At 72.2% G+C, this 21,682-nt stretch carries 22 protein-coding genes; 15 read left to right on the top strand and 7 right to left on the bottom strand.

Going from position 1 to position 21,682, the window contains the following annotated elements; genetic code table 11:
- The first annotated feature begins 24 nt into the window (after positions 1 to 24).
- From ACF07V_RS09495 to ACF07V_RS09475, 5 genes are all read left to right on the top strand, one after another.
- A complete protein-coding gene (locus tag ACF07V_RS09495; protein ID WP_392152724.1) occupies positions 25 to 231 on the top strand; it encodes a hypothetical protein in 207 nt (68 codons plus the stop codon).
- Between the two features lie 589 nt (positions 232 to 820).
- Complete coding sequence (locus tag ACF07V_RS09490; protein WP_392152723.1) at positions 821 to 1,366, top strand: GntR family transcriptional regulator; 546 nt, start codon at positions 821 to 823, stop codon at positions 1,364 to 1,366.
- A complete protein-coding gene (locus ACF07V_RS09485; protein WP_392152721.1) occupies positions 1,366 to 2,133 on the top strand; it encodes a GntR family transcriptional regulator in 768 nt (255 codons plus the stop codon). The genes ACF07V_RS09490 and ACF07V_RS09485 overlap by 1 nt, the downstream gene beginning before the upstream one ends.
- Before the next feature lie 223 nt (positions 2,134 to 2,356).
- Positions 2,357 to 3,367, top strand: coding sequence for an ATP-binding cassette domain-containing protein (locus tag ACF07V_RS09480; protein ID WP_392152720.1), 1,011 nt, complete (start codon positions 2,357 to 2,359; stop codon positions 3,365 to 3,367).
- Positions 3,364 to 4,224 (top strand): ABC transporter permease, encoded by an 861-nt coding sequence (locus ACF07V_RS09475; RefSeq protein ID WP_392152719.1) that lies wholly within the window; start codon positions 3,364 to 3,366, stop codon positions 4,222 to 4,224. The genes ACF07V_RS09480 and ACF07V_RS09475 overlap by 4 nt, the downstream gene beginning before the upstream one ends.
- Before the next feature lie 15 nt (positions 4,225 to 4,239).
- Here ACF07V_RS09475 and ACF07V_RS09470 read toward each other — a convergent pair whose 3' ends face one another.
- Positions 4,240 to 7,509 (bottom strand): BTAD domain-containing putative transcriptional regulator, encoded by a 3,270-nt coding sequence (locus ACF07V_RS09470; RefSeq protein WP_392152717.1) that lies wholly within the window; start codon positions 7,507 to 7,509, stop codon positions 4,240 to 4,242.
- Positions 7,510 to 7,738: 229 nt separating this feature from the next.
- Here ACF07V_RS09470 and ACF07V_RS09465 point away from each other — a divergent pair, with 229 nt between their 5' ends.
- The gene (locus ACF07V_RS09465) at positions 7,739 to 8,539 is read left to right on the top strand and encodes a site-2 protease family protein (RefSeq protein ID WP_392152716.1); all 801 of its coding nucleotides are present in this window, start codon (positions 7,739 to 7,741) and stop codon (positions 8,537 to 8,539) included.
- A gap of 57 nt (positions 8,540 to 8,596) precedes the next feature.
- Here ACF07V_RS09465 and ACF07V_RS09460 read toward each other — a convergent pair whose 3' ends face one another.
- The gene (locus ACF07V_RS09460; RefSeq protein ID WP_392152714.1) at positions 8,597 to 9,109 is read right to left on the bottom strand and encodes a PadR family transcriptional regulator; all 513 of its coding nucleotides are present in this window, start codon (positions 9,107 to 9,109) and stop codon (positions 8,597 to 8,599) included.
- 106 nt (positions 9,110 to 9,215) lie between these two features.
- Here ACF07V_RS09460 and ACF07V_RS09455 point away from each other — a divergent pair, with 106 nt between their 5' ends.
- Together ACF07V_RS09455 and ACF07V_RS09450 are read left to right on the top strand one after the other, a co-directional pair.
- A complete protein-coding gene (locus tag ACF07V_RS09455) occupies positions 9,216 to 9,770 on the top strand; it encodes a hypothetical protein (protein WP_392152712.1) in 555 nt (184 codons plus the stop codon).
- Positions 9,767 to 11,080 (top strand): carotenoid oxygenase family protein, encoded by a 1,314-nt coding sequence (locus ACF07V_RS09450; RefSeq protein WP_392152711.1) that lies wholly within the window; start codon positions 9,767 to 9,769, stop codon positions 11,078 to 11,080. Before ACF07V_RS09455 ends, ACF07V_RS09450 begins: the two co-directional genes overlap by 4 nt.
- A 96-nt stretch (positions 11,081 to 11,176) precedes the next feature.
- Here ACF07V_RS09450 and ACF07V_RS09445 read toward each other — a convergent pair whose 3' ends face one another.
- From ACF07V_RS09445 to ACF07V_RS09435, 3 genes are all read right to left on the bottom strand, one after another.
- Positions 11,177 to 11,362: a hypothetical protein gene (locus ACF07V_RS09445; RefSeq protein WP_362658266.1), complete on the bottom strand. Its 186-nt coding sequence runs from the start codon at positions 11,360 to 11,362 to the stop codon at positions 11,177 to 11,179.
- A gap of 77 nt (positions 11,363 to 11,439) precedes the next feature.
- Positions 11,440 to 12,138 (bottom strand): NADPH-dependent F420 reductase, encoded by a 699-nt coding sequence (npdG, locus tag ACF07V_RS09440; RefSeq protein WP_392152709.1) that lies wholly within the window; start codon positions 12,136 to 12,138, stop codon positions 11,440 to 11,442.
- 47 nt (positions 12,139 to 12,185) lie between these two features.
- On the bottom strand, positions 12,186 to 12,788 hold the full coding sequence (locus ACF07V_RS09435) for a hypothetical protein (protein ID WP_392152707.1): 603 nt from the start codon (positions 12,786 to 12,788) through the stop codon (positions 12,186 to 12,188).
- Positions 12,789 to 12,917: 129 nt separating this feature from the next.
- Here ACF07V_RS09435 and ACF07V_RS09430 point away from each other — a divergent pair, with 129 nt between their 5' ends.
- Positions 12,918 to 14,222 (top strand): MFS transporter, encoded by a 1,305-nt coding sequence (locus tag ACF07V_RS09430; protein ID WP_392152705.1) that lies wholly within the window; start codon positions 12,918 to 12,920, stop codon positions 14,220 to 14,222.
- Between the two features lie 144 nt (positions 14,223 to 14,366).
- On the opposite strand, the gene ACF07V_RS09425 is transcribed toward ACF07V_RS09430, so the two are convergent.
- Positions 14,367 to 14,600, bottom strand: coding sequence for a hypothetical protein (locus ACF07V_RS09425; protein ID WP_392152704.1), 234 nt, complete (start codon positions 14,598 to 14,600; stop codon positions 14,367 to 14,369).
- A gap of 61 nt (positions 14,601 to 14,661) precedes the next feature.
- On the opposite strand from ACF07V_RS09425, the gene map reads away from it, so the two are divergent.
- Together map and ACF07V_RS09415 are read left to right on the top strand one after the other, a co-directional pair.
- Entirely contained in the window at positions 14,662 to 15,519 is an 858-nt protein-coding gene (map, locus tag ACF07V_RS09420) for a type I methionyl aminopeptidase (protein ID WP_033209659.1), read from the top strand.
- A gap of 114 nt (positions 15,520 to 15,633) precedes the next feature.
- On the top strand, positions 15,634 to 16,284 hold the full coding sequence (locus tag ACF07V_RS09415) for a heme oxygenase (biliverdin-producing) (RefSeq protein WP_392152702.1): 651 nt from the start codon (positions 15,634 to 15,636) through the stop codon (positions 16,282 to 16,284).
- 79 nt (positions 16,285 to 16,363) lie between these two features.
- Here ACF07V_RS09415 and ACF07V_RS09410 read toward each other — a convergent pair whose 3' ends face one another.
- Positions 16,364 to 17,032, bottom strand: a complete 669-nt coding sequence (locus tag ACF07V_RS09410) for a PhzF family phenazine biosynthesis protein (RefSeq protein WP_392152700.1) — start codon at positions 17,030 to 17,032, stop codon at positions 16,364 to 16,366.
- 268 nt (positions 17,033 to 17,300) lie between these two features.
- On the opposite strand from ACF07V_RS09410, the gene efeO reads away from it, so the two are divergent.
- From efeO to ACF07V_RS09390, 4 genes are read left to right on the top strand one after another with little or no spacing between them, the layout of a single operon-like run.
- Positions 17,301 to 18,458, top strand: a complete 1,158-nt coding sequence (efeO, locus tag ACF07V_RS09405) for an iron uptake system protein EfeO (protein ID WP_392152699.1) — start codon at positions 17,301 to 17,303, stop codon at positions 18,456 to 18,458.
- 31 nt (positions 18,459 to 18,489) lie between these two features.
- The gene (gene efeB / locus ACF07V_RS09400) at positions 18,490 to 19,761 is read left to right on the top strand and encodes an iron uptake transporter deferrochelatase/peroxidase subunit (protein ID WP_392152698.1); all 1,272 of its coding nucleotides are present in this window, start codon (positions 18,490 to 18,492) and stop codon (positions 19,759 to 19,761) included.
- Between the two features lie 27 nt (positions 19,762 to 19,788).
- Complete coding sequence (gene efeU / locus ACF07V_RS09395) at positions 19,789 to 20,658, top strand: iron uptake transporter permease EfeU (RefSeq protein ID WP_392152696.1); 870 nt, start codon at positions 19,789 to 19,791, stop codon at positions 20,656 to 20,658.
- Entirely contained in the window at positions 20,627 to 21,652 is a 1,026-nt protein-coding gene (locus ACF07V_RS09390) for a hypothetical protein (RefSeq protein ID WP_392152694.1), read from the top strand. The genes efeU and ACF07V_RS09390 overlap by 32 nt, the downstream gene beginning before the upstream one ends.
- Positions 21,653 to 21,682: the final 30 nt, after the last annotated feature.

The raw sequence follows: 21,682 nt of genomic DNA, 5'->3' as shown, positions 1-21,682 counted from the left end.
TCTGGCCATCCCATGCTGAGGGGAGTGAGCAACGGCGAGTTCCGGGCGGCCGTGGCCCGCCTCGCCGCGGGCGTGGTCCTGGTGGCCACACCCGACCCCGGCGACGGACCGCGCGCCGAGGGCCAGCGGCACGTCGCCGGGCGCTTCGCCATGAAGAACCGCGTCAGCGACCGGTTCCCCTTCGCTGACCTGTCGTACACGCGCGCGGCGAGGAGAGCGGCGCCCCGCTGATGGGCGGCGCGTGGCGGCCCGCATGGCAGGCACCCCTCGGTCACGGCCCTGGGTAGCCCAGGCCCCTTGCATCTCGCGCGCGTCATGGATCCGGGCCCCCTTCCGAGGGTTCCTCGGCGGGCGATGCCTCACGCCACAAGGCGGGCCCGATGTTGTCGACCGCTGTCGTCCAGGCGACGCCGGTGGCGGGCTGGACGTATGCGATACGCAGGAGTCGGCCGCCGTACCACTCGTGAACGACGGCCGTCAGCACTCCTTCACCACGGCTGGCGATGTCGCGAACCCTCCGGTGAAGGAGGGGGTGCCTATCCCCACCCTCGGCACCCGGCGCGCTCACCGTTCGGACTCCTCGCAGGCGTCGAACCATCGGTCGAGGAACTTCCGCCACCCGACCTCGGCACGAGCCTGGAGAGCCGGGCTCAAGCCCTCCGGCGGTACGGGAACCCCATGCTGCGCTTCGTCAGCATCCGTCGCTTCCATGCGAACAACCTTAAGCGTAACCGCCTTTAAGTCGCAAGCACTTAAGGTTGGGTTTCTGGCGGGAGCGAGCAAGTAGGGTCACTGACAACAGTGAGCCGGAGGTAGGAACATGTCGGGCGATGCATGGACTAGCGAGACCGCGCCATACCTGGCCCCGCGCAAGCCCGGCCAGAGCGACGCATGGACCGATGAGGCCGCCCGCCGTGGGCGCCGAGGCGGCCAACGCCTCCTCCAGGCAGGCGAAGCGGACGCCCCCGACGCGGTCCGCGCCGCCCTGCGGTTGTCCGCCTCTGAGCGCGTGATCGTCAGGCGTCGGCTGATCCTCCTCGATGACCAGCCCGTGGAGCTGGCCGACTCCTACTACCCCGTCGCCATCGCCGCAGGCACGCCCTTGGCAGAACCGGGCAAGGTGCCCGGCGGCGCCGTCACCCTGCTCAAGGAGCTCGGGTACACCGGCGCCGAAGTCGTTGAGGACGTGAGCGCCGCCCTCGCCACCACGGAGGAGCGCGAGCACTTGGGCCTGCCCGAGGGCAGCGCCGTCCTCCACCTGCTCCGCCTGACGCGGACCGCCGACGGAACACCGATGGAGGCATCCCTGATGACCATGCCGGCCGACAGGCACCTCACGTACCGGCTCGGAAAGCAGGGCGCGTGATGGCGAAGGAGTTCAAAGATCCGAGATCGCCGCACCAGAAGATCGCGGCGGAGCTTCGACGTCAGATCACCCGCGGTGACCTCCCTCCGGGAAGCAAGCTGAGCTCGACGGCCGAGCTGATGGAACAGTACGGTGGCGTGGCCAACACGACCGTCCAGAAGGCCCTCCAGGCGCTGAAGGCCGAGGGACTCCTCGAAGGGCTCCCGGGCAAGGGCGTGTACGTACGGCAGCACGCGCAGCAGTCCGTCGAGCCGATCGCCTACATGAGGCCGGCCGGGCCGGGAGAGCCCTACCCGTGGATGTCCGAGGCCGCGAAACGACGGCAGGTCGGCAGGGCCCAGCTCCTTGCCGTCGAGGTCGTCATCCCGCCGAAGGAGGTGGCCGAGGCCCTGCAGCTGGAGGACGGTGAGCGAGCTGCGCTTCGTAAGCAGGTTCTCTTCCTGGACGAGGAGCCGACCGAACTCACGAGGTCGTACTACCCGCTGAGCCTGGTCGAGGGCACGGCCATCCTGGAGAAGAAGCGGATTCGAGGCGGTACGCCCACGCTGCTCGACGCGATGGGCCTTCCCCCGCGCGAGTTTGTGGACGAGCTGTCGTCCGAGATCCCGACGGAGGAGGAAGTCGTAGCGCTGGAGCTCCCGAAGGACATGCCCGTACTGGTGGCCTTCCGGGTGGTCTATTCCGACGCCCGGCGTCCGATCGAGGTCACGCTGATGACGAAGGCTGCGCACCGCTTTCGGATGCGCTACAGACTGCCTGTGACATAGGTACGTCCTCGCCGGCCTCTCTGCGACCATGCCCAACCAGGTCACCGGTCACCGGTCACCGGCTGCTCATCTGAGGCCGGGCCTACCGCAGAGCACCCGAGGTCACCAACGGAACAAATCTTGGGCACGCAGAGCCACTGCGGCACCTCCGACAGCCCGCCGACATCCCCCATCGGCGGGCTGTCGGTCGTCTGTCGGGGGCTTGTCGGTGGCGCCCTGTTCCATGGTGGACATGACGCGATCACACACCAACGCCGTCGAGGTCCGGGGCCTCGTGAAGCACTTCGGCGCCACGAAGGCCCTCGACGGGGTCGACCTGGACGTCCGGGAAGGCACCGTCCTCGGGGTCCTCGGCCCCAACGGCGCCGGGAAGACCACCCTCGTCCGCTGCCTGTCCACCCTCCTCGTCCCGGACGCCGGGACCGCCACCGTCGCCGGCTACGACGTGGTGAAGCACCCCCGCCAGCTGCGCCGCACCATCGGCCTCACCGGTCAGTACGCCTCGGTCGACGAGAAGCTGTCCGGCTGGGAGAACCTCTACATGATCGGGCGGCTGCTCGACCTCTCCCGCGCCGACGCCCGCCGCCGCGCCGACGAGATGCTGGAGCGCTTCTCCCTCACCGACGCCGCCAAGCGCCCGGCCATGAACTACTCCGGCGGCATGCGGCGCCGCCTCGACCTCGCCGCCTCCATGATCGGGCAGCCCGCCGTCCTCTACCTGGACGAGCCGACCACCGGCCTCGACCCCCGCACCCGCAACGAGGTGTGGGACGAGGTGCAGCACATGGTCTCCGAGGGCGCGACCGTCCTCCTCACCACCCAGTACATGGAGGAGGCGGAGCAGCTCGCGAACGAGCTGACCGTCATCGACAAGGGCAAGGTCATCGCCCGCGGCGGCGTCGACGAGCTCAAGGCGAAGGTCGGCGGCCGGACCCTGAAGGTCCGCCCCGTGGACCCGGGACAGCTGCCCGCCATGGCCGCCGCGCTCCGCGAGACCGGTCTCGACGGGGTCGCCGGCTCGACCGTCGTGCCCGACGAGGGCGTGCTGTACGTGCCGATCCTCGCCGACGAGCAGCTGACGGCCGTCGTGGCCCTGCTCGGCGCCCGCGGCTTCGGCATCTCCCACATCGGCACCCATCTGCCCAGCCTGGACGAGGTGTTCCTCGCGATCACCGGCCAGAAGACCGCCGACGCCGAACTCTCCGGCGCGATCAACGAGGAGGTCGCCGCGTGAGCACGACCACTGTCACCAAGTCCCCCGCCGACACCCGGGATCCGGGTCCGGCCGCCGCGCGCACCGCGCCCGCCGCGGAGGGCCGGATCGGCCTGCGGGCCAACCTCCGCCACATCGGCGCCCTGGCCCGGCGCAACGCCCTCCAGATCAAGCAGGACCCGGAGTCGATGTTCGACGCCGTCCTGATGCCGATCATCTTCATCCTGCTGTTCGTGTACGTCTTCGGCGGCGCCATCGCCGGCAAGGGCAACAACGACGTCTACGTCAACTACGTGACGCCCGGCCTGATGGCCATGATGGGCATGAACATCGCGATGGGCGTCGGCACCGGCATCAACGACGACTTCAAGAAGGGCGTCATGGACCGGTTCCGGACCATGCCGATCGCCCGCTCCTCGGTCCTCATCGCGAAGATCGTCGTCGAGGTGGGCCGGATGCTCATCGCCACCGCGATCCTGCTCGGCATGGGCTTCCTGCTCGGCCTGACGATCCACACCTCGGTCCTGCACCTCTTCGCCGCCATCGGTCTGTCGATGGTCTTCGGCGCCGCCCTGATGTGGATCTTCATCCTGCTCGGCCTCACCATGAAGACGGCCCAGGCCGTCCAGGGCATGGCCATGCTCGTCCTGATGCCGCTGCAGTTCGGCTCCTCGATCTTCGCCCCGCCGACGACGATGCCCGGCTGGCTGCAGACCTTCACCGACTACAACCCGCTGTCCAACCTCGCCGACGCCGCCCGTCACCTCATCAACGGCGGCCCGGTCGCCCACTCGGTGTGGATGACCCTCGGCTGGGCGGCGCTGATCACCGTCGTGACGGCACCGCTCGCGGTCGCCAAGTTCCGCAAGAAGACCTGAGTCCCGACCGGGGGATCATGACTCGGCGCGCTCACTGATCGCGTCGGCGGCGCGACCGAGCAGGGCGGCGGCCTCCTCCAGGGAGAGGCCGCCGCCCTCCGCGTATGCCGCCTCGAACTCCCCGTCCGCCAGCGCGGACCGGGTCAGTTCCGTCGCCCTCGCCCGGTTCTCCCGCTCCATCGGCGGCGGCAGATGACCCGGCGGCAGCAGCCCCTCGTACGCCCCGAGCAGCACCGCGGCGGTACGGGCCGGAGGGCCGCCGAGCCCGGCGAGCGCCCAGGCGGCACTGATCAGATGGACCGCCGGCATCTGCGGGGCGACCATCAGCGACAGGGCGCCGAGGGAGCGCTCGTACGCCTGCCGGGCAAGACCGAGCGCCGGGCCGTACCCCTCTTCCAGGTTGAACACCCAGGCCAGGCTGCCCAGCGTGAAGCCCTCGAAGATGGAGAAGGTCTCCGAGCTGAACTCGTCGAGCAGCCGCTCCAGATGCACCCGGGCCTCCGCCGTACGGCCCGTCCGGCCGAGCAGCAGCGCCAGGAAGATCCGGGCCGCCAGCATCGGTTCGTGACCCCGGCCGTGCTCGCCCTCCACGACCTCCCGCAGGATCCGCTCCGCCTCCTCACGGCGGCCGGTCTCGATCAGCATGTCGGCGTACCGGGCGCGCAGCAGGGCCATCTGGGACTGGGCGCCGATCCGCTCCGCGTACGCGATGGCGTCGGCGAAGTCCTGGGCGGCGCCCTCGAACTCCAGCCGCCGCTCACGGGCCTCGGCCCGCGAGGACAGCGCCTCGGCCGCGCCCCAGGCGTCCCCGAGCCGGACGAAGATCTCCAGGCTCTCCTCGGCGTCGGCGCTCGCCCGCTCGGCCAGGTCGGCACGGTTGGCGAGCATGTTGGCGCGCAGCTGGAGGGCGTTGGCGAGCTCCCAGTCGTAGCCGTAGCGGCGGCAGGCGGCGACGTGCGCCTCCAGGGCCTCGCCCATCCGGCCCGGTTCGCCGATGAGGAGGACGGCGAAGACCGCGAAGGAGCCGGGCAGCCGGCAGGTCTGCGGGAGGCCCGGCGGATAGACCTCGTTGATCCGCCGCAGCCGCTCCACCCCCTCGGGGGTGGTCCATCGGCCGGTCTCGTGGTCCATGTTGAGCAGCTCGATCAGCCGCACCCCGCGCCGGGCCTCCCAGCGCTGCTCCTCGGAGAGCGGCGGCGGCGCGGCCGTGCACGGCTCGTGCAGCGGTACGACGGGGGCGGCGGGCGTCCCGAACGGGTCGGGGCCGAGCGCGACGACGGACTCGGCCCAGTGGAGGGCGTCGCCGCGCAGATCGCGCATCTGCCAGTACCAGAGCAGCGAGTGGACGAGGACCAGCGCCTCGTCCTCGTCCCGGGCGTCGACGGCCCGGCGCAGGGCGGTGCGGATGTTGCCGTACTCGGCGCCGAGGCGGGCGACGGCCGCGGCCTGGCCCGCGCCGCGCAGCTCGGGGTCGGTACGGCGGGCGAGTTCGCGGTAGTACGTGAGGTGCCGGCGCTCGGCGCCGGTCCGCTCCCCCGCCTCGTCGAGCCGCTCGCCGGCGTACTCGGCGACGGTCTCCAGGAGCCGGTAGCGCATGCCGGTCTCGGCGGGCGCGGCGACGACGAGGGACTTGTCGACGAGAGTCCCGAGCACATCGAGGACGGGGATGGCCTCCCCTGCGCAGACCGCCTCGGCCGCCTCCAGGTCGCAGCCGCCCGTGAAGACGGCGAGGCGGCGCAGGACGGCCCGCTCGGCCTCGTCCAGGAGGTCCCAGGACCAGTCGACGACCGCCCGCAGGGTCTGCTGCCGGGGCAGTACGGTCCGGGCGCCGGAGGTCAGGAGCCGGAAGCGGTCGTCCAGCCGGTCCGCGATCTGGCGCAGGGTCAGCATCCGCAGCCGGGCCGCCGCCAGTTCGATCGCCAGCGGCAGACCGTCGAGACGGCGCACGACCTCGCCCGCGGCGGCCGGGTCGTCCTCGACGCGGAAGCCCGGACGGACCGCCGCGCCCCGCTCGCCGAGCAGCCGCAGCGCCATCCCGGTCGGCAGCGGGCCCAGGGGCCGGATCGCCTCCCCCGGGACACCGAGCGGCTCCCGGCTCGTGGCGAGCACCCGGAGCTCCGGGCAGCGCGCGAGGAGGGTCTCGGCGAGTTCGGCGGCCGCGGCGACGAGGTGCTCGCAGTTGTCGAGGAGGAGCAGCATCCGCCGCCCCGCGCAGTGCTCGACGAGCCGGGCGAGCGGGTCGTCGCCGCCGCGGAGCTCCTCGGCGCCGGCGCCGCGCAGCACGGTCTCGCGGGCGCCGACGGCCGCGAGGACCGCCTCGGGGACGGCCTCCGGGTCCCGTACGGGCGCGAGCTCCGCCACCCAGACGCCGTCCGGCCAGTCCTCGGTGCCGCGCTCGGCCGCCTCCTGCGACAGCCGGGTCTTCCCGGCCCCGCCGGGCCCGAGCAGGGTCACGAGCCGGGCACCGCGCAGGTCGTCCCGGACGAGGGCGATCTCCTCGTCGCGCCCGACGAAACTGGTGAGCCGCGCCCGCAGATTGCCCCGGAGGGGGGTGCGCGGGGGCTCCGGGGCGAGGAGCTCGGCGTGCAGGGCGCGGAGGGCGGGTGACGGATCGGTACCGAGGCGGGTGGCGAGGGCGCGGCGCACCGACTCGTACGCGGCGAGAGCCTCCGCCGCGCGGCCCGTGTCCCGCAGGGCGCGGATCCGGAGGGCCTGCAGCGGCTCGTCCAGCGGGTGGGCGGCGCAGAGGGCGGTGAGCTCCGGGAGGGCGGCGGGCGCGTCGCCGAGGGCGAGGGCCGCGTCGAGGCGGGTGCGGCGGGCGTCCAGCCGGCGGGCCTCCCAGCGGGCGGCCTCCGCGTCCCGGTCCGGCAGATCCGCGAGCGCGGGGCCGCGCCACAGCCCGAGGGCCTCGTCGAGGAGGGCGGCGGCGCGGGTGGGGTCGCCGGCGGTGAGCGCGGCAACGCCATCGGCGGCGAGGTGCTCGAAACGGCGGGCGTCCACGTCCTCGGGCCGGGCGTCGAGCCGGTAGCCGCCCTCGGCGGACACCACCCGGTCCCGCCCGAGGGCCCTGCGCAGCCGGCCGACGAGGGCCTGGAGCGCGGCGGGGGCGTCGGCGGGCGGCTCGTCGCCGTGCCACACCTCGTCCACGAGGTCGGGCACGGGGACGTTCCGGCCGGCCCGCAGGGCGAGGACGGTGAGCAAGGCCCGGACGCGGGGGCCGCCGACTTGGACGTCGGTGCCGTCGGGGGCGCGGGCGATGGTCGAACCGAGCACGAAGTAACGCACGCCCCCATTCTCCGCGAGCCAAGCCCCGCGCGCCGCCGCCCCGTTAACGGGCCGCGTCCCGCCGAGCCGGCGCCCACCCGCCCCCGTTGTGGGCATGCGTTCCGCAAGGGGCGATGGGGGTCCCCCCTGCTCGAGCGGGACGATTGCCCACACGGGGGGGGTGGAACTCCCCGTGCGGGCCGGTACGTTTCTCGGGCATCTGACCTTCGTCCCCCTGGGAGCCCCCGCGATGACCACGGCCACCACCCGGCGCCACGAACGGCGGATCAGCCCCGTCTTCCTGGCGATCCTCGCCGTCATGGCCGTCACCGGCTGGGCGGTGTGGACGGACTTCGCCGCCTCGCCGGGCGTCGCGGTGTTCCTCTTCGTGACCTCGGCCTGGGTGGTGTCGCTCTGTCTGCACGAGTACGCCCACGCCCGCACCGCCCTGCACGGCGGGGACATCACGGTGGGCGCCAAGGGCTACCTGACGCTGAACCCGCTCGCGTACACGCACGCGTGGCTGAGCATCATCCTGCCGGTGCTGTTCGTGATCATGGGCGGGATCGGTCTGCCGGGCGGCGCGGTCTTCATCGAGCACGGCCGGATCAGGGGCCGCTGGAAGCACAGCCTGATCTCGGCGGCGGGCCCCCTGGCCAACGTGCTGTTCGCGCTCGTCTGCACGGCGCCGTTCTGGCTGGGCGCGCTCGACGGCGTCCCGCTGCCGTTCCGGTTCGCGCTGGCGTTCCTGGCGTTCCTCCAGGTGACGGCCGCGCTCCTGAACTTCCTGCCGGTGCCGGGTCTTGACGGCTACGGGGTGGTGGAGCCCTGGCTGTCGTACAAGGTGAAGCGACAGATCGCGCCGTACGCGCCGTACGGCTTCTTCATCGTGATCGCGCTGCTGTTCGTGCCGGCGATCAACAGCGCCTTCTTCGACGCGATCGACGCCCTGATGCGGGCCCTCGGGGTGCCGGAGGCGGCCCGCTACTGCGGTTCGCAGCTGTTCCGGGTCTGGGAGGGGAGCCCCCCGGAGTTCTGCCAGGCCCGGTAGCACCGTGGCCGGGAGGGGCCGTGCGAGCCTCCCGGCCGAGTCCGCCCCGGACAGGCCCTAGCGGAGCCGGGTCGCCGCCCAGCGGGCCCACTCGCGGTTCATCTCGTTGAGGCGGAGCCCGTACTCCAGGGCGATGCGGCCGTACACCGACAGCTGGTCGTCGCCCCAGTCGATCGACCGCTCCAGCTCGCGCAGGGCTTCGAGTTCCCGTTCGGACCTGTCCATCAGTCCGGCGAGATAGCCGCTCGCCTGCTCCCGCGTCAGCACGCCGAGGAAGAAGACCCTCAGCAGGGTTTCGCTGCGGGGGTTGCGCTGCGGCTCGGTCTCCGTCAGCCAGTGACGCAGCTCGGCCATGCCCTCGTCGGTGAGGGTGTACTCCTTGCGGCCGCGCGGCCCTTCCGCCGAGACGCTGATCAGCCCGGCGGCGGCGAGCTTGGACAGCTCGCCGTACATCTGGCTCTGGGTGGCGGGCCAGACGTTGGCCAGCGAGGTCTCGAAGCGCTTCAGCAGGTCGTAGCCGCTGGCGGGGCGCTCGGAAAGAAGTCCCAGGAGGGCGTGTCGAAGGCTCATACGCACAACCTTACCTTCCATTCTTGACATGTCACTCCTGGAACGTCTAGCTTCGACATGTCAGAACAGGAACGTCAGAGCAGCGAACAGCAGACGGGGGTCTTCGATGTCCTACGTGCGCACCTTCCTTCCGTGGATCGTCTTCGCGGTGATCCCGTCCACCCAGTGGCAGTGGGGCGCGCTCGCCGCCCTGGTGGCCGCCCTCGCGGTGACCGTGCAGCAGCGCCGCGAAGGGGCCGGGTTCGACGCGCTGATCATCGAGATCGGCTCGGCGGTCTTCTTCGCGGCCCTGGCAGGCATCGCCTTCGCCGACCCGGCATCGGCCGTGCACGGCTACTCGGCGGCCCTGTCCTCGGCCATCCTGGCCCTGATCGCCGCGGTCTCGCTGCTCATCGGCAGGCCCTTCACCCTGGGCATCGCCAAGCGCACCACGCCGCCCGAGGTCTGGGGGCTGCGCCCCTTCGTGCGGGCCAACACCGTCATCACCACCGTCTGGACGGCCGCCTTCGCGCTGACCGCCGGCGTGCTCGCGCTCCTCGCCCGGGCCGGCCAGGGCCACTCGACGGCCGCCACGGCCGTCCAGGCCGCCGGGTTCGTCGTCCCGATGCTGTTCACCTCCCGCTACGTCGCCTCCCTCCAGACCAAGGCCGGTGCCCGATGAGCTCCTCCACCTCCCCCCGCCACCTCTCCGGCAACTACGCCCCGGTCACCGAAGAGCTGACCGCCCACGAGCTGCCCGTCACCGGGCGGATCCCCGAGGAGCTGACCGGCTGGTACCTGCGCAACGGGCCGAACCCGGCCGACGCCGCCTCCGGCCACTGGTTCTTCGGCGACGGCATGGTCCACGGCGTACGGCTCGAGGGCGGCCGGGCCGTCTCGTACCGCAACCGCTGGGTCCGCACGACCGCGTTCACCGACGGGGCCCGGATGTACGACGAGCGGGGCCGGCGGGATCTCACCGCGGGCCCGGCCAACACCCACGTCGTCCGGCACGCCGGCCGCACCCTCGCCCTCGTCGAGACGGCCCTGCCCTACGAGCTCGCCCCCGCGCTCGACACCGTCGGCCCGTACGACTTCGGCGGCCGGCTGACGACCGCGATGACCGCGCACCCCAAGACCTGCCCCCTCACCGGGGAACTGCACTTCTTCGGCTACGGGATCGCGGAGGCCCCGTACCTCACCTACCACCGGGCCGAGGCCTCCGGCGAGCTGACGGTCAGCCGGCCGGTGGAGGTGCCGGGGCCGACGATGATGCACGACTTCAGCCTCACGGCCGGGCACGTCGTCTTCCTGGACCTGCCGGTGGTCTTCGACTTCGGCCTCGCCGGCACCGGCACGATGCCGTACCGCTGGGACGACGGGTACGGGGCCCGGCTCGGCGTGCTGCGCCGCGACGACCCGTACGGGCGGGTGCGCTGGTTCGGCGTCGACCCCTGCTACGTGTTCCACGTACTCAACGCGTACGACGCGGCGGACGGGACGATCGTCGTCCACGTCATGCGCTACCCCGAGCTGTGGCGGCGCGCCGCGGACGGGACGGTCGACCGGAGCGGGGAGGCCGTGCTGTGGAAGTGGACGATCGACCCCGCCACGGGGACCGTCCGGGAGGAACAGTGCGACGACCGCCCGGGCGAGTTCCCGCGGGTGGACGACCGGCTGGCCGGGCTACGGGCCGCGCACGGGCACGTGACCTGCGGAAACGCGCTGGTGCGCTACGACCTGGGCGCGGGGTCGTCCGTCACCCACGACTTCGGTCCGGCCCGCACGCCCGGTGAGGCCTCGTTCGCCCCGGCCGCCGACGGGTCCCCGGCCGGCTGGCTCATGGCGTACGTCCACGACGCCGGCTCCGGCCGCAGCGACCTGGTCGTCCTCGACGCCGACGACCTCGCGGCCGAACCGGTGGCCACGATCCATCTGCCGGCCCGGGTGCCGCACGGCTTCCACGGCAACTGGCTGCCGGACCTGCCGTAGCCCCCGGCCGCGTGGTCGCCGCCCGCGCGGTCCCCGGCCCCGTGGTCGCCGGCCGCGTGGACCCCGGCCGCCCCGGGCGATCCGCCCGGGGCTCGGTCAGCCCTGGGCCGCCGCGGCCTTCTCGGCCTTCGCGCGGCGGAGGTAGTACCAGGCCATGTTGGAGGAGAGGCCGGCGAGGAGGACCCAGACGATGCCGAGGAAGCTGCCCTGGACGAAGGAGACGACGGCCGCGGCCACGGCCAGGGCGCAGACCACGAGGGCGTAGAGGGCGAGGCGGGGCATGGGGTCGGCTCCTGTCCGGATACGGCGTTTCGTGCCCGTCCAGTGTCCCCCATGCCCCGATCCGCGACGGGACCGGCTCAGATGTCGGTGACCCGGAGTCCCGCGTGCGCCTTGTAGCGGCGGTTGACCGAGATCAGGTTGGCGACGAGCGACTCGACCTGGTGGGCGTTGCGCAGCCGCCCGGCGAAGACGCCCCGCATGCCGGCGATGCGGCCGGCGAGGGCCTGGACGATCTCGACGTCGGCGCGCTCCTCGCCGAGGACCATGACGTCGGTGTCGATCTCCTCGATGGAGGTGTCCTTGAGGAGCACCGCCGAGAGGTGGTGGAAGGCGGCGGCGACCCGGGAGTCCGGGAGGAGCGCGGCGGCCTGCTCGGCGGCCGAGCCCTCCTCGGGCTTGAGGGCGTAGGCGCCCTTCTTGTCGAAGCCGAGCGGGTTGACGCAGTCCACGACGAGCTTGCCGCGGAGCTCCTCGCGCAGGGACTCCAGGGTCTTGGCGTGCCCCTCCCACGGCACGGCGACGATCACGACGTCGCTGCGGCGGGCGGTCTCGGCATTGTCGGCACCCTCGACGCCGTGGCCGATCTCCGCGGCGATGTCCTGCGCGCGCTCGGCGGCGCGGGAACCGATGATCACCTTCTGGCCGGCCTTGGCGAGCCGGTAGGCGAGGCCGCGGCCCTGGTCGCCGGTGCCGCCGAGGACGCCGACGACGAGACCGGAGACGTCGGGGAGGTCCCAGGGGTCCTTGGGGGCGGGCTTGCTCTCAGTCGTAGTCATGGCCCCGACATTACCGACCGGTCGGGTCGGCCGGGACGGTCCGCGCGTCACCAGCGGGCGGGCGGCGGGGCCGTCAGCCGGTCCGCGAGGTCCGAGAGGCGGTCCCGGAAGCGGCGGGTTCCGCGTGGTGACGGCAGGCTGTTCTCCCCGGCCGCCGCGCTCACCAGGTGCTGCACCGTGTCCAGGTCGACCCCGGCGCCCTCCGTCACGGTGAGCGTCTCGTGCGCGAGGCCCCGCACCTCCTCGTCGCCCCCGTCGAGCGTGAGCACCGTCGCTCCCGCGCGACGGGCGTCGTGCACCCGCTGGAGCAGCCCCGCGTCCGGCCGCTCCGGGGCCACCATGAGCAGGGTCGCCCCGCGCCCGGCGGCCTCCAGGCGGCCGAGGCCGACGGCCAGGTGCGCCGGGTCGCCGGGGCGCACCCGGTGCCGTACGAGGGTCGGCGCCAGCTCCGGGAGCCCCGACCAGGCGGACTCGTCGACCAGGTGCGCCGCCAGGTGCCACGGCTCGTACTCCGCCGTGCCCACGAGGAGCAGTCCGCCCCGGTGCGGCACGACGGAGGACCGGAGCGCGCCCGCGAACCGGCGGGCCGCCCCCGGCCATTCCGTCCCGGCGAGCACTTCCCGCAGCAACGCGACCCGTACGGCATCCATGGGCCCGCATCCTGCCCGAGCCGGGGCCCGCGCGCGGGCGATCGGCGAGCTTCCACCCGTACGGGACGACGGGCGCGGCGCCCGTAATTCGGTTGCCCCCGCCGTCCGGCGGACGGAGCATGACCTTTCGTGTCCTCCCCCCTCTCCCGACTCTCCGCCCTGCTGCCCGATCTCGCGCCGTGGCGTTCCTCCGGCGACTTCCGGCTCCTGTGGGTGCAGGGGCTCGTCACGTACTTCGGCAGCGCGATGGCGATGATCGCCCTGCCGCTCCAGATCAAGGAGCTGACGGGCTCCCCGCTCGCCGTCGGTGCGATGGGCGCGGTCGAGCTGGTGCCGCTCGTGGTGTTCGGCCTGTACGGCGGGGCGCTCGCGGACGCGGTCGACCGTCGGAAGGTGATCCTCTGGACGGAGGCGGGGCTCGGACTGCTCGCCGTGCTCCTGCTGCTGAACTCACTGCTCCCGGACCCGATGCTCTGGCCGCTGTACGTGGTCGCGGCCGGGGTGTCGGCGCTCGCGGGGCTCCAGCGTCCGGCGCTCGACTCGCTGCTCGCCCGGATCGTGCCGCACGACCAGCAGACGGCGGCGGCCGCGCTGAACTCGCTGCGCTGGCAGATCGGCTCGATCGCGGGCCCGGCCGTCGCGGGCCTGGTGGTGGCGTACGCGGGTCACGCGCCCGCGTACGGGGTGACGGTCGCCTGTTTCGCGGTCTCGGTCCTGATGTGCCGCCGGCTGTCGCCCGCGCCGCCCGCGCACGACGCGGAGAAGCCCTCGCTGCGGGGCATCGCGGAGGGGGCGCGGTACGCCTGGTCGCGGCCGGTGCTGCTGGGCACGTACGTGATCGACCTGGCGGCGATGCTGTTCGCCTTCCCGAACACGATCTTCCCGTTCCTCGCGGACGAGCTGGACGCGGACTGGTCGCTCGGCCTGATGTACGCGGCGGGCTCGGTCGGCTCCCTCGTCCTCGGCCTGACCAGCGGCTGGACCTCGAAGGTGCGGCGGCACGGGCTGCTCGTGGCCGGGGGCGCGGCCGGCTGGGGTCTGGCGATCGCGGCGGCCGGCTGGTTCGGGAACGTGTGGCTGGTGCTGCTGTGCCTGGCCTTCGCGGGCGCGGGCGACATGCTGAGCGGGCTCGGCCGGGCCACGATCTGGAACCAGACGATCCCGGAGGAGCTGCGCGGCCGGCTCGCCGGCATCGAGGTGCTCTCCTACAGCGTGGGCCCGCAGCTGGGCCAGGTCCGGGCGGGCGTCATGGCCGGCTGGACCGGCACCCGGGCGGCCGTCTGGACGGGTGGCGTGGCGTGCGTCGCCTCGGTCGGCCTGCTCTGCCTGGCGCTGCCGAAGCTCCTCACGTACGACTCGACGACGGACGAGGACTCGCTGCGGCGGAAGGCCCAGCAGGAGGCGACGCAGCGCGAGACCGCCGAGGTCGCCTGAGCGGCCGCGCGGGGTCCTGACCGCCGGCCCGCCGAGAGCGCCGGAGCGTCCCCGCGGAGCCCTGACCGCCCAGCCCGCCGGGGCCGCCCGAGCGTCCCCGCGGGCCCCTGGACTCCGCAGGCCGGAGTCCGGGGCCCCGGGCGGCTACTCCTCCGGCGTCTTGTCCTTCCCCGCCGCGTCGTGCCAGCGCGGGTCCGTCTCCCACTCCAGGTTCCGCTCGCGGGCGGTCTCCATGGCGTGGGTGGCCTCCTCACGGCTGGCGTACGGGCCGAAGCGGTCCTTCGCCGGGCACTCGGGGCCCTCCTCGACCTTCTTGTGTTCCAGGCAGTAGTACCACTCGCCCGGTTTGCCCACCGTGCGCTTCTTGAACAGGGCCATCGTCTTCGGCTCCTTCCTCCGAGACCATGCTGCCCCAGACCCGGTCGTTAGACTCGCTGGCATGTCTGGCCAGTCGCTTCTCGTACCGGGGGAGCTCTCCCCCCACCGCTCCGTTCCGGGCTCCATCCGCCGCCCCGAGTACGTCGGGAAGCCCGCACCGGCCCCGTACACCGGGCCCGAGGTGCAGGATTCCGACACCATCGAACGGATGCGGATCGCCGGCCGCATCGCCGCACAGGCGATGGAGGAGGCCGCCAAGCACATCGCCCCGGGCGTCACCACCGACGAGCTCGACCGGGTCGCGCACGAGTACATGTGCGACCACGGCGCCTACCCGTCCACGCTGGGCTACCGCGGCTTCCCGAAGTCGCTGTGCGCCTCGATCAACGAGGTCATCTGCCACGGCATCCCGGACTCCACCGTCCTGCGGGACGGCGACATCGTGAACCTGGACGTCACCGCGTACATCAACGGCGTCCACGGCGACAACAACGCCACCTACCTCTGCGGCGACGTCGACGAGGAGTCGCGGCTGCTCGTGGAGCGCACCCGGGAGTCCCTCAACCGCGCGATCAAGGCGGTGAAGCCGGGCCGCCAGATCAACATCATCGGGCGGGTCATCGAGTCGTACGCCAAGCGCTTCGGCTACGGCGTCGTGCGTGACTTCACCGGGCACGGCATCAACTCGTCGTTCCACTCCGGCCTGATCGTCCCGCACTACGACTCGCCCCACCACACCACCGAGATCAAGACCGGCATGACGTTCACGATCGAGCCGATGCTGACGCTCGGCACCCACGACTACGACATGTGGGACGACGGCTGGACCGTGGTGACCAAGGACCGGAAGCGGACGGCGCAGTTCGAGCACACGCTCGTCGTGACCGAGAACGGGGCCGAAATCCTTACGTTGCCCTGACCCTAGGAATGGGTAGCGTTTTACCGACAGGACGTCGGGAACCAGTTGACTTAGGTAAGCCTAACTCGGCAGGATCGTCACTGGTTCCCGTCCCATCGGTCTCGGAGGCACGCCTTGGACACGCCCTTCTCGACGCTCATCCGCACGGCCTCGCACGCGCAGCACACGGAGGCGGAGACCTCGTCCTTCATGGGTGACCTGCTGGGCGGACGGCTGGCCGTCGACGCGTACGCGCGGTACACCGAGCAGCTCTGGTTCGTGTACCGGGCCCTGGAGGAGGGCGCGGAGGCGCTGCGCGCGGACCCGGTCGCCGGGCCCTTCATACAGCCCGAGCTGTTCCGCACGGCCGCCCTGGAGCAGGACCTCGCCCATCTGCGCGGCCCCGGCTGGCGCGAGGGCGTCTCCCCGCTGCCCGCCACCGTCGCCTACGCCGAGCGGGTCGCCGAGTGCGCCCGCGACTGGCCGGCGGGCTATGTGGCCCACCACTACACGCGCTACCTGGGCGACCTGTCGGGCGGTCAGATCATCCGCGACAAGGCGGAGCGGACCTGGGGCTTCGACCGCAAGGGCGACGGGGTCCGCTTCTACGTCTTCGAGGAGATCTCCAACCCGGCGGCGTTCAAGCGGAGCTACCGGGAGCTGCTCGACGGGGTGAACGCCGACGACCTGGAGAAGCAGCGGATCGTCGACGAGTGCAAGCGCGCCTTCGCCTTCAACAGCGCGGTCTTCCGCGAGCTGGGCGTGGAGTACCCCCTGAGCGCCTGACGGTTCAACACCTGACCGGTCGTCGCGCGACCGTTCAACACCTGACCGGTCGTCGCGTGACCGATCAGCGCGCGACCGATCAGCGCGTCATCGTTCCTTCCAGGCGGACGCGTCCGCCCAGTTCCACGATGCCGTCGGGGCCTGGGGCGGTGAGCAGCTGCGAGCCCCGGCCCTGCGTGATGTTCAGGGCCCGTCCCAGCTCCGCCGTGAGCAGCAGCGCGGCCGCGCCGGTCGCCTCGTCCTCGTCGATGCCGTCGCCGCGGCCCGGGAAGGCCCGCGCCCTGATGCGGCCGGCGGCCTCCTCCTCCCAGGCCCAGGCGTAGATCCACTCCCCCGGCTCGGGCACGTCGAGGGCGTCCACCTCGGCGACGGAGCCGTACTGACGCAGGGTGCGGGGCGGCGCCCACTCGGCGCGCGCCTCGATCCAGGTGAACTCCCCGTCCGCGCGCACCCACACCTCGCCGGCCGGCGGCTGGACGACCTCCAGGTCGAGGAGCCAGGCGGTGCCGACGAGCGGGTGTCCGGCGAACGGCAGCCGCAGGCCGGGCGTGTAGATGTCGACGATCCCGCGCTCCGGGTCGTCGACGAACACCGTCTCGCTGAAGCCGAGCTCCTTGGCGAGCGCCTGCCGGGACGACTCGTCGGGGTGGGTACGGGCATCCCGTACGACTCCCAGGCGGTTGCCGTGCCGGCCGTCGCCCGCACAGAAGACCCGCAGGACGTCGATGTCAGTGGCGGTCGTGTTCATGCCGGAATTCAACCACCCGTCGCGCCTCGTCAGGGCCGCACCGCCCTTGCCCCGCCCCTATACCGACGCGTAACCAGAAACGGGACATTCCACCTCCCTTGACCTTCCCTTGACCAAGCCATGAGATCCCCATGGAGCCCCCGTGATCGAGCCGTGTCCGGTACGCCCGGCCTGAGAGCTGAATCACTGGACGGGTGGGTATTGCTGAGGTAAGCCTCGGTTAAGTTAGGTCCGCCTCAGCACCGTCCCCCGCGTTCCTGGAGTCCTCATGCGAGCCGTCCGCTTCTCCGTCGTCACCGCCGCCGCGACCGCGGCGGCCCTGACCGCTGTCACGGGCTGCACCGAGAAAAGCGACGCCAAGGCGGACGACGGCGCGATCACCGTCGTCGCCAAGGACGACTCCTGCGAGGTCTCGAAGAAGGAATTCCCGGCCGGGCACGTGAAGCTGGCCGTCGAGAACCGCGGCTCCAAGATCACCGAGGTCTACGTCCTCTTCCCGGACGACCGGATCGTCACCGAGCGCGAGAACATCGGCCCCGGCACCAAGGCCACCATCACCGCCGAGATCAAGGCCGGCGACTACGCCATCGCCTGCAAGCCCGGCATGAAGGGCGACGGCATCCGCCAGCAGGTCAAGGCGACCGGCAAGGGCGCCGTGAGCGCGAAGCGCTCCCCCGAGATGGACGCGGCCGTCGCCGGCTACCGCCAGTACGTCCAGGCGCAGGCCGACGAGACCCTCCCCAAGGTGAAGGTCTTCACCGACGCCGTCCGCGCCGGTGACATCGAGGCCGCGAAGAAGGCCTACGCCGACTCCCGCATCGGCTGGGAGCGCACCGAGCCGGTCGCCGAGTCCTTCGGCGACATCGACCCCAAGGTCGACGTCCGCGAGGACGGCCTGGAGGACGGCCAGGACCCGGCGAAGGACTGGACCGGCTGGCACCGCCTGGAGAAGGCGCTCTGGCAGGACAAGAAGATCGGCGACCGCGAGAAGCAGCTCGCCGACCTCCTCGACAAGGACCTCGCGGACTGGGTGAAGCGGGTCGGCAAGGCCGAGATCACCCCGACCTCCATGGCCAACGGCGCCAAGGAGCTCCTGGACGAGGTCGCCAGCGGCAAGGTCACCGGCGAGGAGGAGCGCTACTCCCACACCGACCTCGTCGACTTCAAGGCGAACGTCGAGGGCGCGCAGAAGTCCTTCGAGCTGCTCAAGCCGGTCGCCGCGAAGAACGACCCCAAGCTCGTCGCCGAACTCGACAAGCAGTTCGCCGCGCTGAACGCGCTGCTCGACACGTACCGCACGGACAAGAGCGGCTACGTCTTCACCTCCTACGACAAGGTCGGCAAGACCGAGCGCAAGGAGCTCTCCGACGGCGTCAACGCGCTGGGCGAGCCGCTCTCCAAGCTCGCCGCCGCGGTCGTCAAGTAGTCGTCGAGCCACCAGGGACGGGAACCCCGAGATGTCCGAGGAAATCCAGGAGCAGACCGCGGCCGCCGAGCCGGCCGCGCCCTCCCGCCGTACCGTCATCGGCTGGGGAGGTGCCGGGCTCGCGCTCGGTGCCGCCGCGGCCGGCGGCGCCGTCGCGCTGAGCGCCGGCGGCGACACCACCGCGCCGGTCGCCGACAGCGGCGGGGCCGTGCCCTTCCACGGCGTGCACCAGTCCGGCATCGCGACCGCCGTGCAGGACCGGCTGCACTTCGCCTCCTTCGACGTGAAGACGAAGGACCGCGCGGAGCTGATCCAGCTCCTCAAGGACTGGACGCGGGCCGCCGAGCGGATGACGGCCGGCGCGGAGGTCGGCGAGGGCGCGTACGGCGGCCTGCCGGAGGCCCCGCCGGACGACACGGGCGAGGCCCTCGGCCTCAAGCCCTCCCGTCTCACCCTCACGATCGGCTTCGGCCCCTCGCTCTTCGACGGGCGCTTCGGGCTGAAGGACAAGCGGCCCGGGGCCCTGGTGGACCTGCCCAAGTTCCCGGGCGACAACCTGGATCCGGCGCGCAGCGGCGGCGACATCTGCGTGCAGGCCTGCGCGGACGACCCGCAGGTCGCCGTGCACGCCATCCGCAACCTCGCGCGGATCGGCTTCGGCAAGGTCGCGGTGCGCTGGTCGCAGCTGGGCTTCGGCAAGACGTCCTCGACGACCCCGGACGCCCAGACCCCGCGCAACCTCTTCGGCTTCAAGGACGGCACCCGCAACATCGCGGGCACCGAGACCGACCGGCTCGCGAAGCACGTGTGGGTCTCCGGCAAGGACGCCGAGGGCGGCGCGGCCTGGATGGACGGCGGCTCGTACCTCGTCGCCCGCCGCATCCGCATGAACGTCGAGATCTGGGACCGGACTCCGCTCGCCGAGCAGGAGGACATCTTCGGCCGGGACAAGAAGGAAGGCGCCCCGGTCGGCAAGGCCAAGGAGCACGACGAGCCGTTCCTGAAGGCGATGAAGCCGGACGCGCACGTCCGCCTCGCCCACCCGGACAGCAACAACGGGGCGACGCTGCTGCGCCGCGGCTACTCCTTCACGGACGGCACCGACGGCCTCGGCCGTCTGGAGACGGGCCTGTTCTTCCTGGCGTACCAGAAGGACGTCCGTACCGGATTCATCCCGGTGCAGACCTCGCTGGCGGCCGACGCCCTCAACGAATACATCCAGCACGTGGGTTCGGCGCTGTACGCGGTCCCGCCGGGCGTCCGGGACAAGGACGACTGGTGGGGCCGGGCGCTGTTCTCGTGATGTACGCACTCCGGGAGGGGAACCGACGTGTTCGGTAACTATCTGATCGGCCTCCGCGAGGGCCTCGAAGCCAGTCTGGTCGTCTGCATCCTCATCGCGTACCTGGTGAAGACCGGGCGCCGTGACGCGCTGAAGCCGATCTGGATCGGCATCGGCGTGGCCGTCGGCGTGGCCCTGGCCTTCGGTGCCGGCCTGGAGTTCGGCTCCCAGGAGCTGACCTTCGAGGCGCAGGAGGCGCTCGGCGGCTCGCTGTCGATCCTCGCCGTCGGCCTGGTGACCTGGATGGTCTTCTGGATGCGGCGCACCGCCCGGCACCTCAAGGCGGAGCTGCACGGCAAGCTGGACGCGGCCCTGCAGATGGGCACCGGCGCGCTGGTCGCCACCGCCTTCCTGGCGGTGGGCCGCGAGGGCCTGGAGACGGCGCTCTTCGTGTGGGCGTCGGTCCGGGCCTCCTCGGACGGTTCGTACGCGCCGCTGATCGGCGTCGTCCTGGGCCTGCTCACGGCCGTCCTCCTCGGGTGGCTGTTCTACCGGGGCGCGCTGAAGATCAACCTGGCGAAGTTCTTCACCTGGACCGGCGGGATGCTGGTCGTGGTGGCGGCGGGCGTGCTCGCGTACGGCGTGCACGACCTCCAGGAGGCCCGCTTCCTCGGCGGCCTCGCGGACAAGGCCTTCGACATCTCGGCGACGATCCCGCCGGACAGCTGGTACGGCACGCTCCTCAAGGGCGTCTTCAACTTCCAGCCGGATCCGACGGTCCTTCAGGTCACGGTGTGGGCGCTGTATCTGGTCCCGACGCTCGCGCTGTTCCTCGCCCCGATAGGGTCGGGTCCGTCCGTGCGGGTGAAGAAGCAGAAGGCGACCGATGAGAAGGCTGAGGCTGAGGCGAGCGCTTGAGCGGTGGTCGCCCTCCGGTGACCACCGACCGGCGAGGTTCCTCGCGGCGACGGCGGCGGCGACCGTCCTGTCGCTGACCGCGAGCGGCTGCGTGACCGTGCACGGCGAGCTGGCACTGCTGCCGCCGGCGACGAAGACCGAGGCCACGCAGGCCCTCGCGGACTTCACCACCGCCTACAACAAGGCCGACAAGGCCTATGACCCGGCCCTGGACGCGGGCCGGGTCACCGGTCCGCTCGGGGCCATCAACCAGGCGGGCCTGCGCGCGCGGTCGATCAACACGCCCGGCGGCAACCCGGACCACAAGCCCCTCGTCCTCACGGACGCGCGGTTCGTGCTGCCCCGCAAGGCGGGCTGGCCGCGCTGGTTCGTCGCGGACACCGCCTCCAACCGCAGCGCCGGCGACGAGCGCTGGCTCCTGGTCTTCGTGCGCAACGGGCCCGAGCAGCTGTGGGAGGCCGCCTACCTCGCGATCCTCCCCCGCGGTGACGTCCCCGCGTTCGCCGAGGAGGAGGGGTACGCGGTGCCGGTCGCCGCGGACAGCGACGCGCTCGCGGTCGCGCCCGGGGAGCTCGGCGAGAAGTACGTGGCGTATCTGAAGGACGGGCAGCCGGGGCCGTTCGCGCCGGGCCTGCACACCACGGAGTGGCGGGCGCAGCGGCAGAAGGCCGCCAAGCGGCCGGGCATCGCCACCCAGTACATCGACCAGGTCACGGACCGCGGGGACTTCGCGCCGCTCGCGCTGCGGACCCGGGACGGCGGCGCGCTGGTCTTCTTCGCGACCCGGTACTTCGAGCGGCAGACGACGGCGAAGGGCTACCGGCCGAAGGTCGGCGCCGACACGAAGGCGCTGTTGACCGGCGAGATCAAGAACACGGTCACCCGGGAGTGGGTGTCCAGCCAGGCGGTCCTGGTGAAGCCGGCGGGCACGGCCCGCGACGGGGTCACGATCGCGGGCCGGCTCCAGGGCGTGGTGGGCGCGGAGGGCTCGTAGGGGGCGTGGCGGGCGCCGCGGGTGCCGTGC

It is taken from the genome of Streptomyces sp. NPDC015661 (assembly GCF_043077765.1).
Classification (GTDB): domain Bacteria; phylum Actinomycetota; class Actinomycetes; order Streptomycetales; family Streptomycetaceae; genus Streptomyces.
Note: the sequence above shows the minus strand (reverse complement) of the source record. Positions and strands in the feature narration are given on the sequence as shown.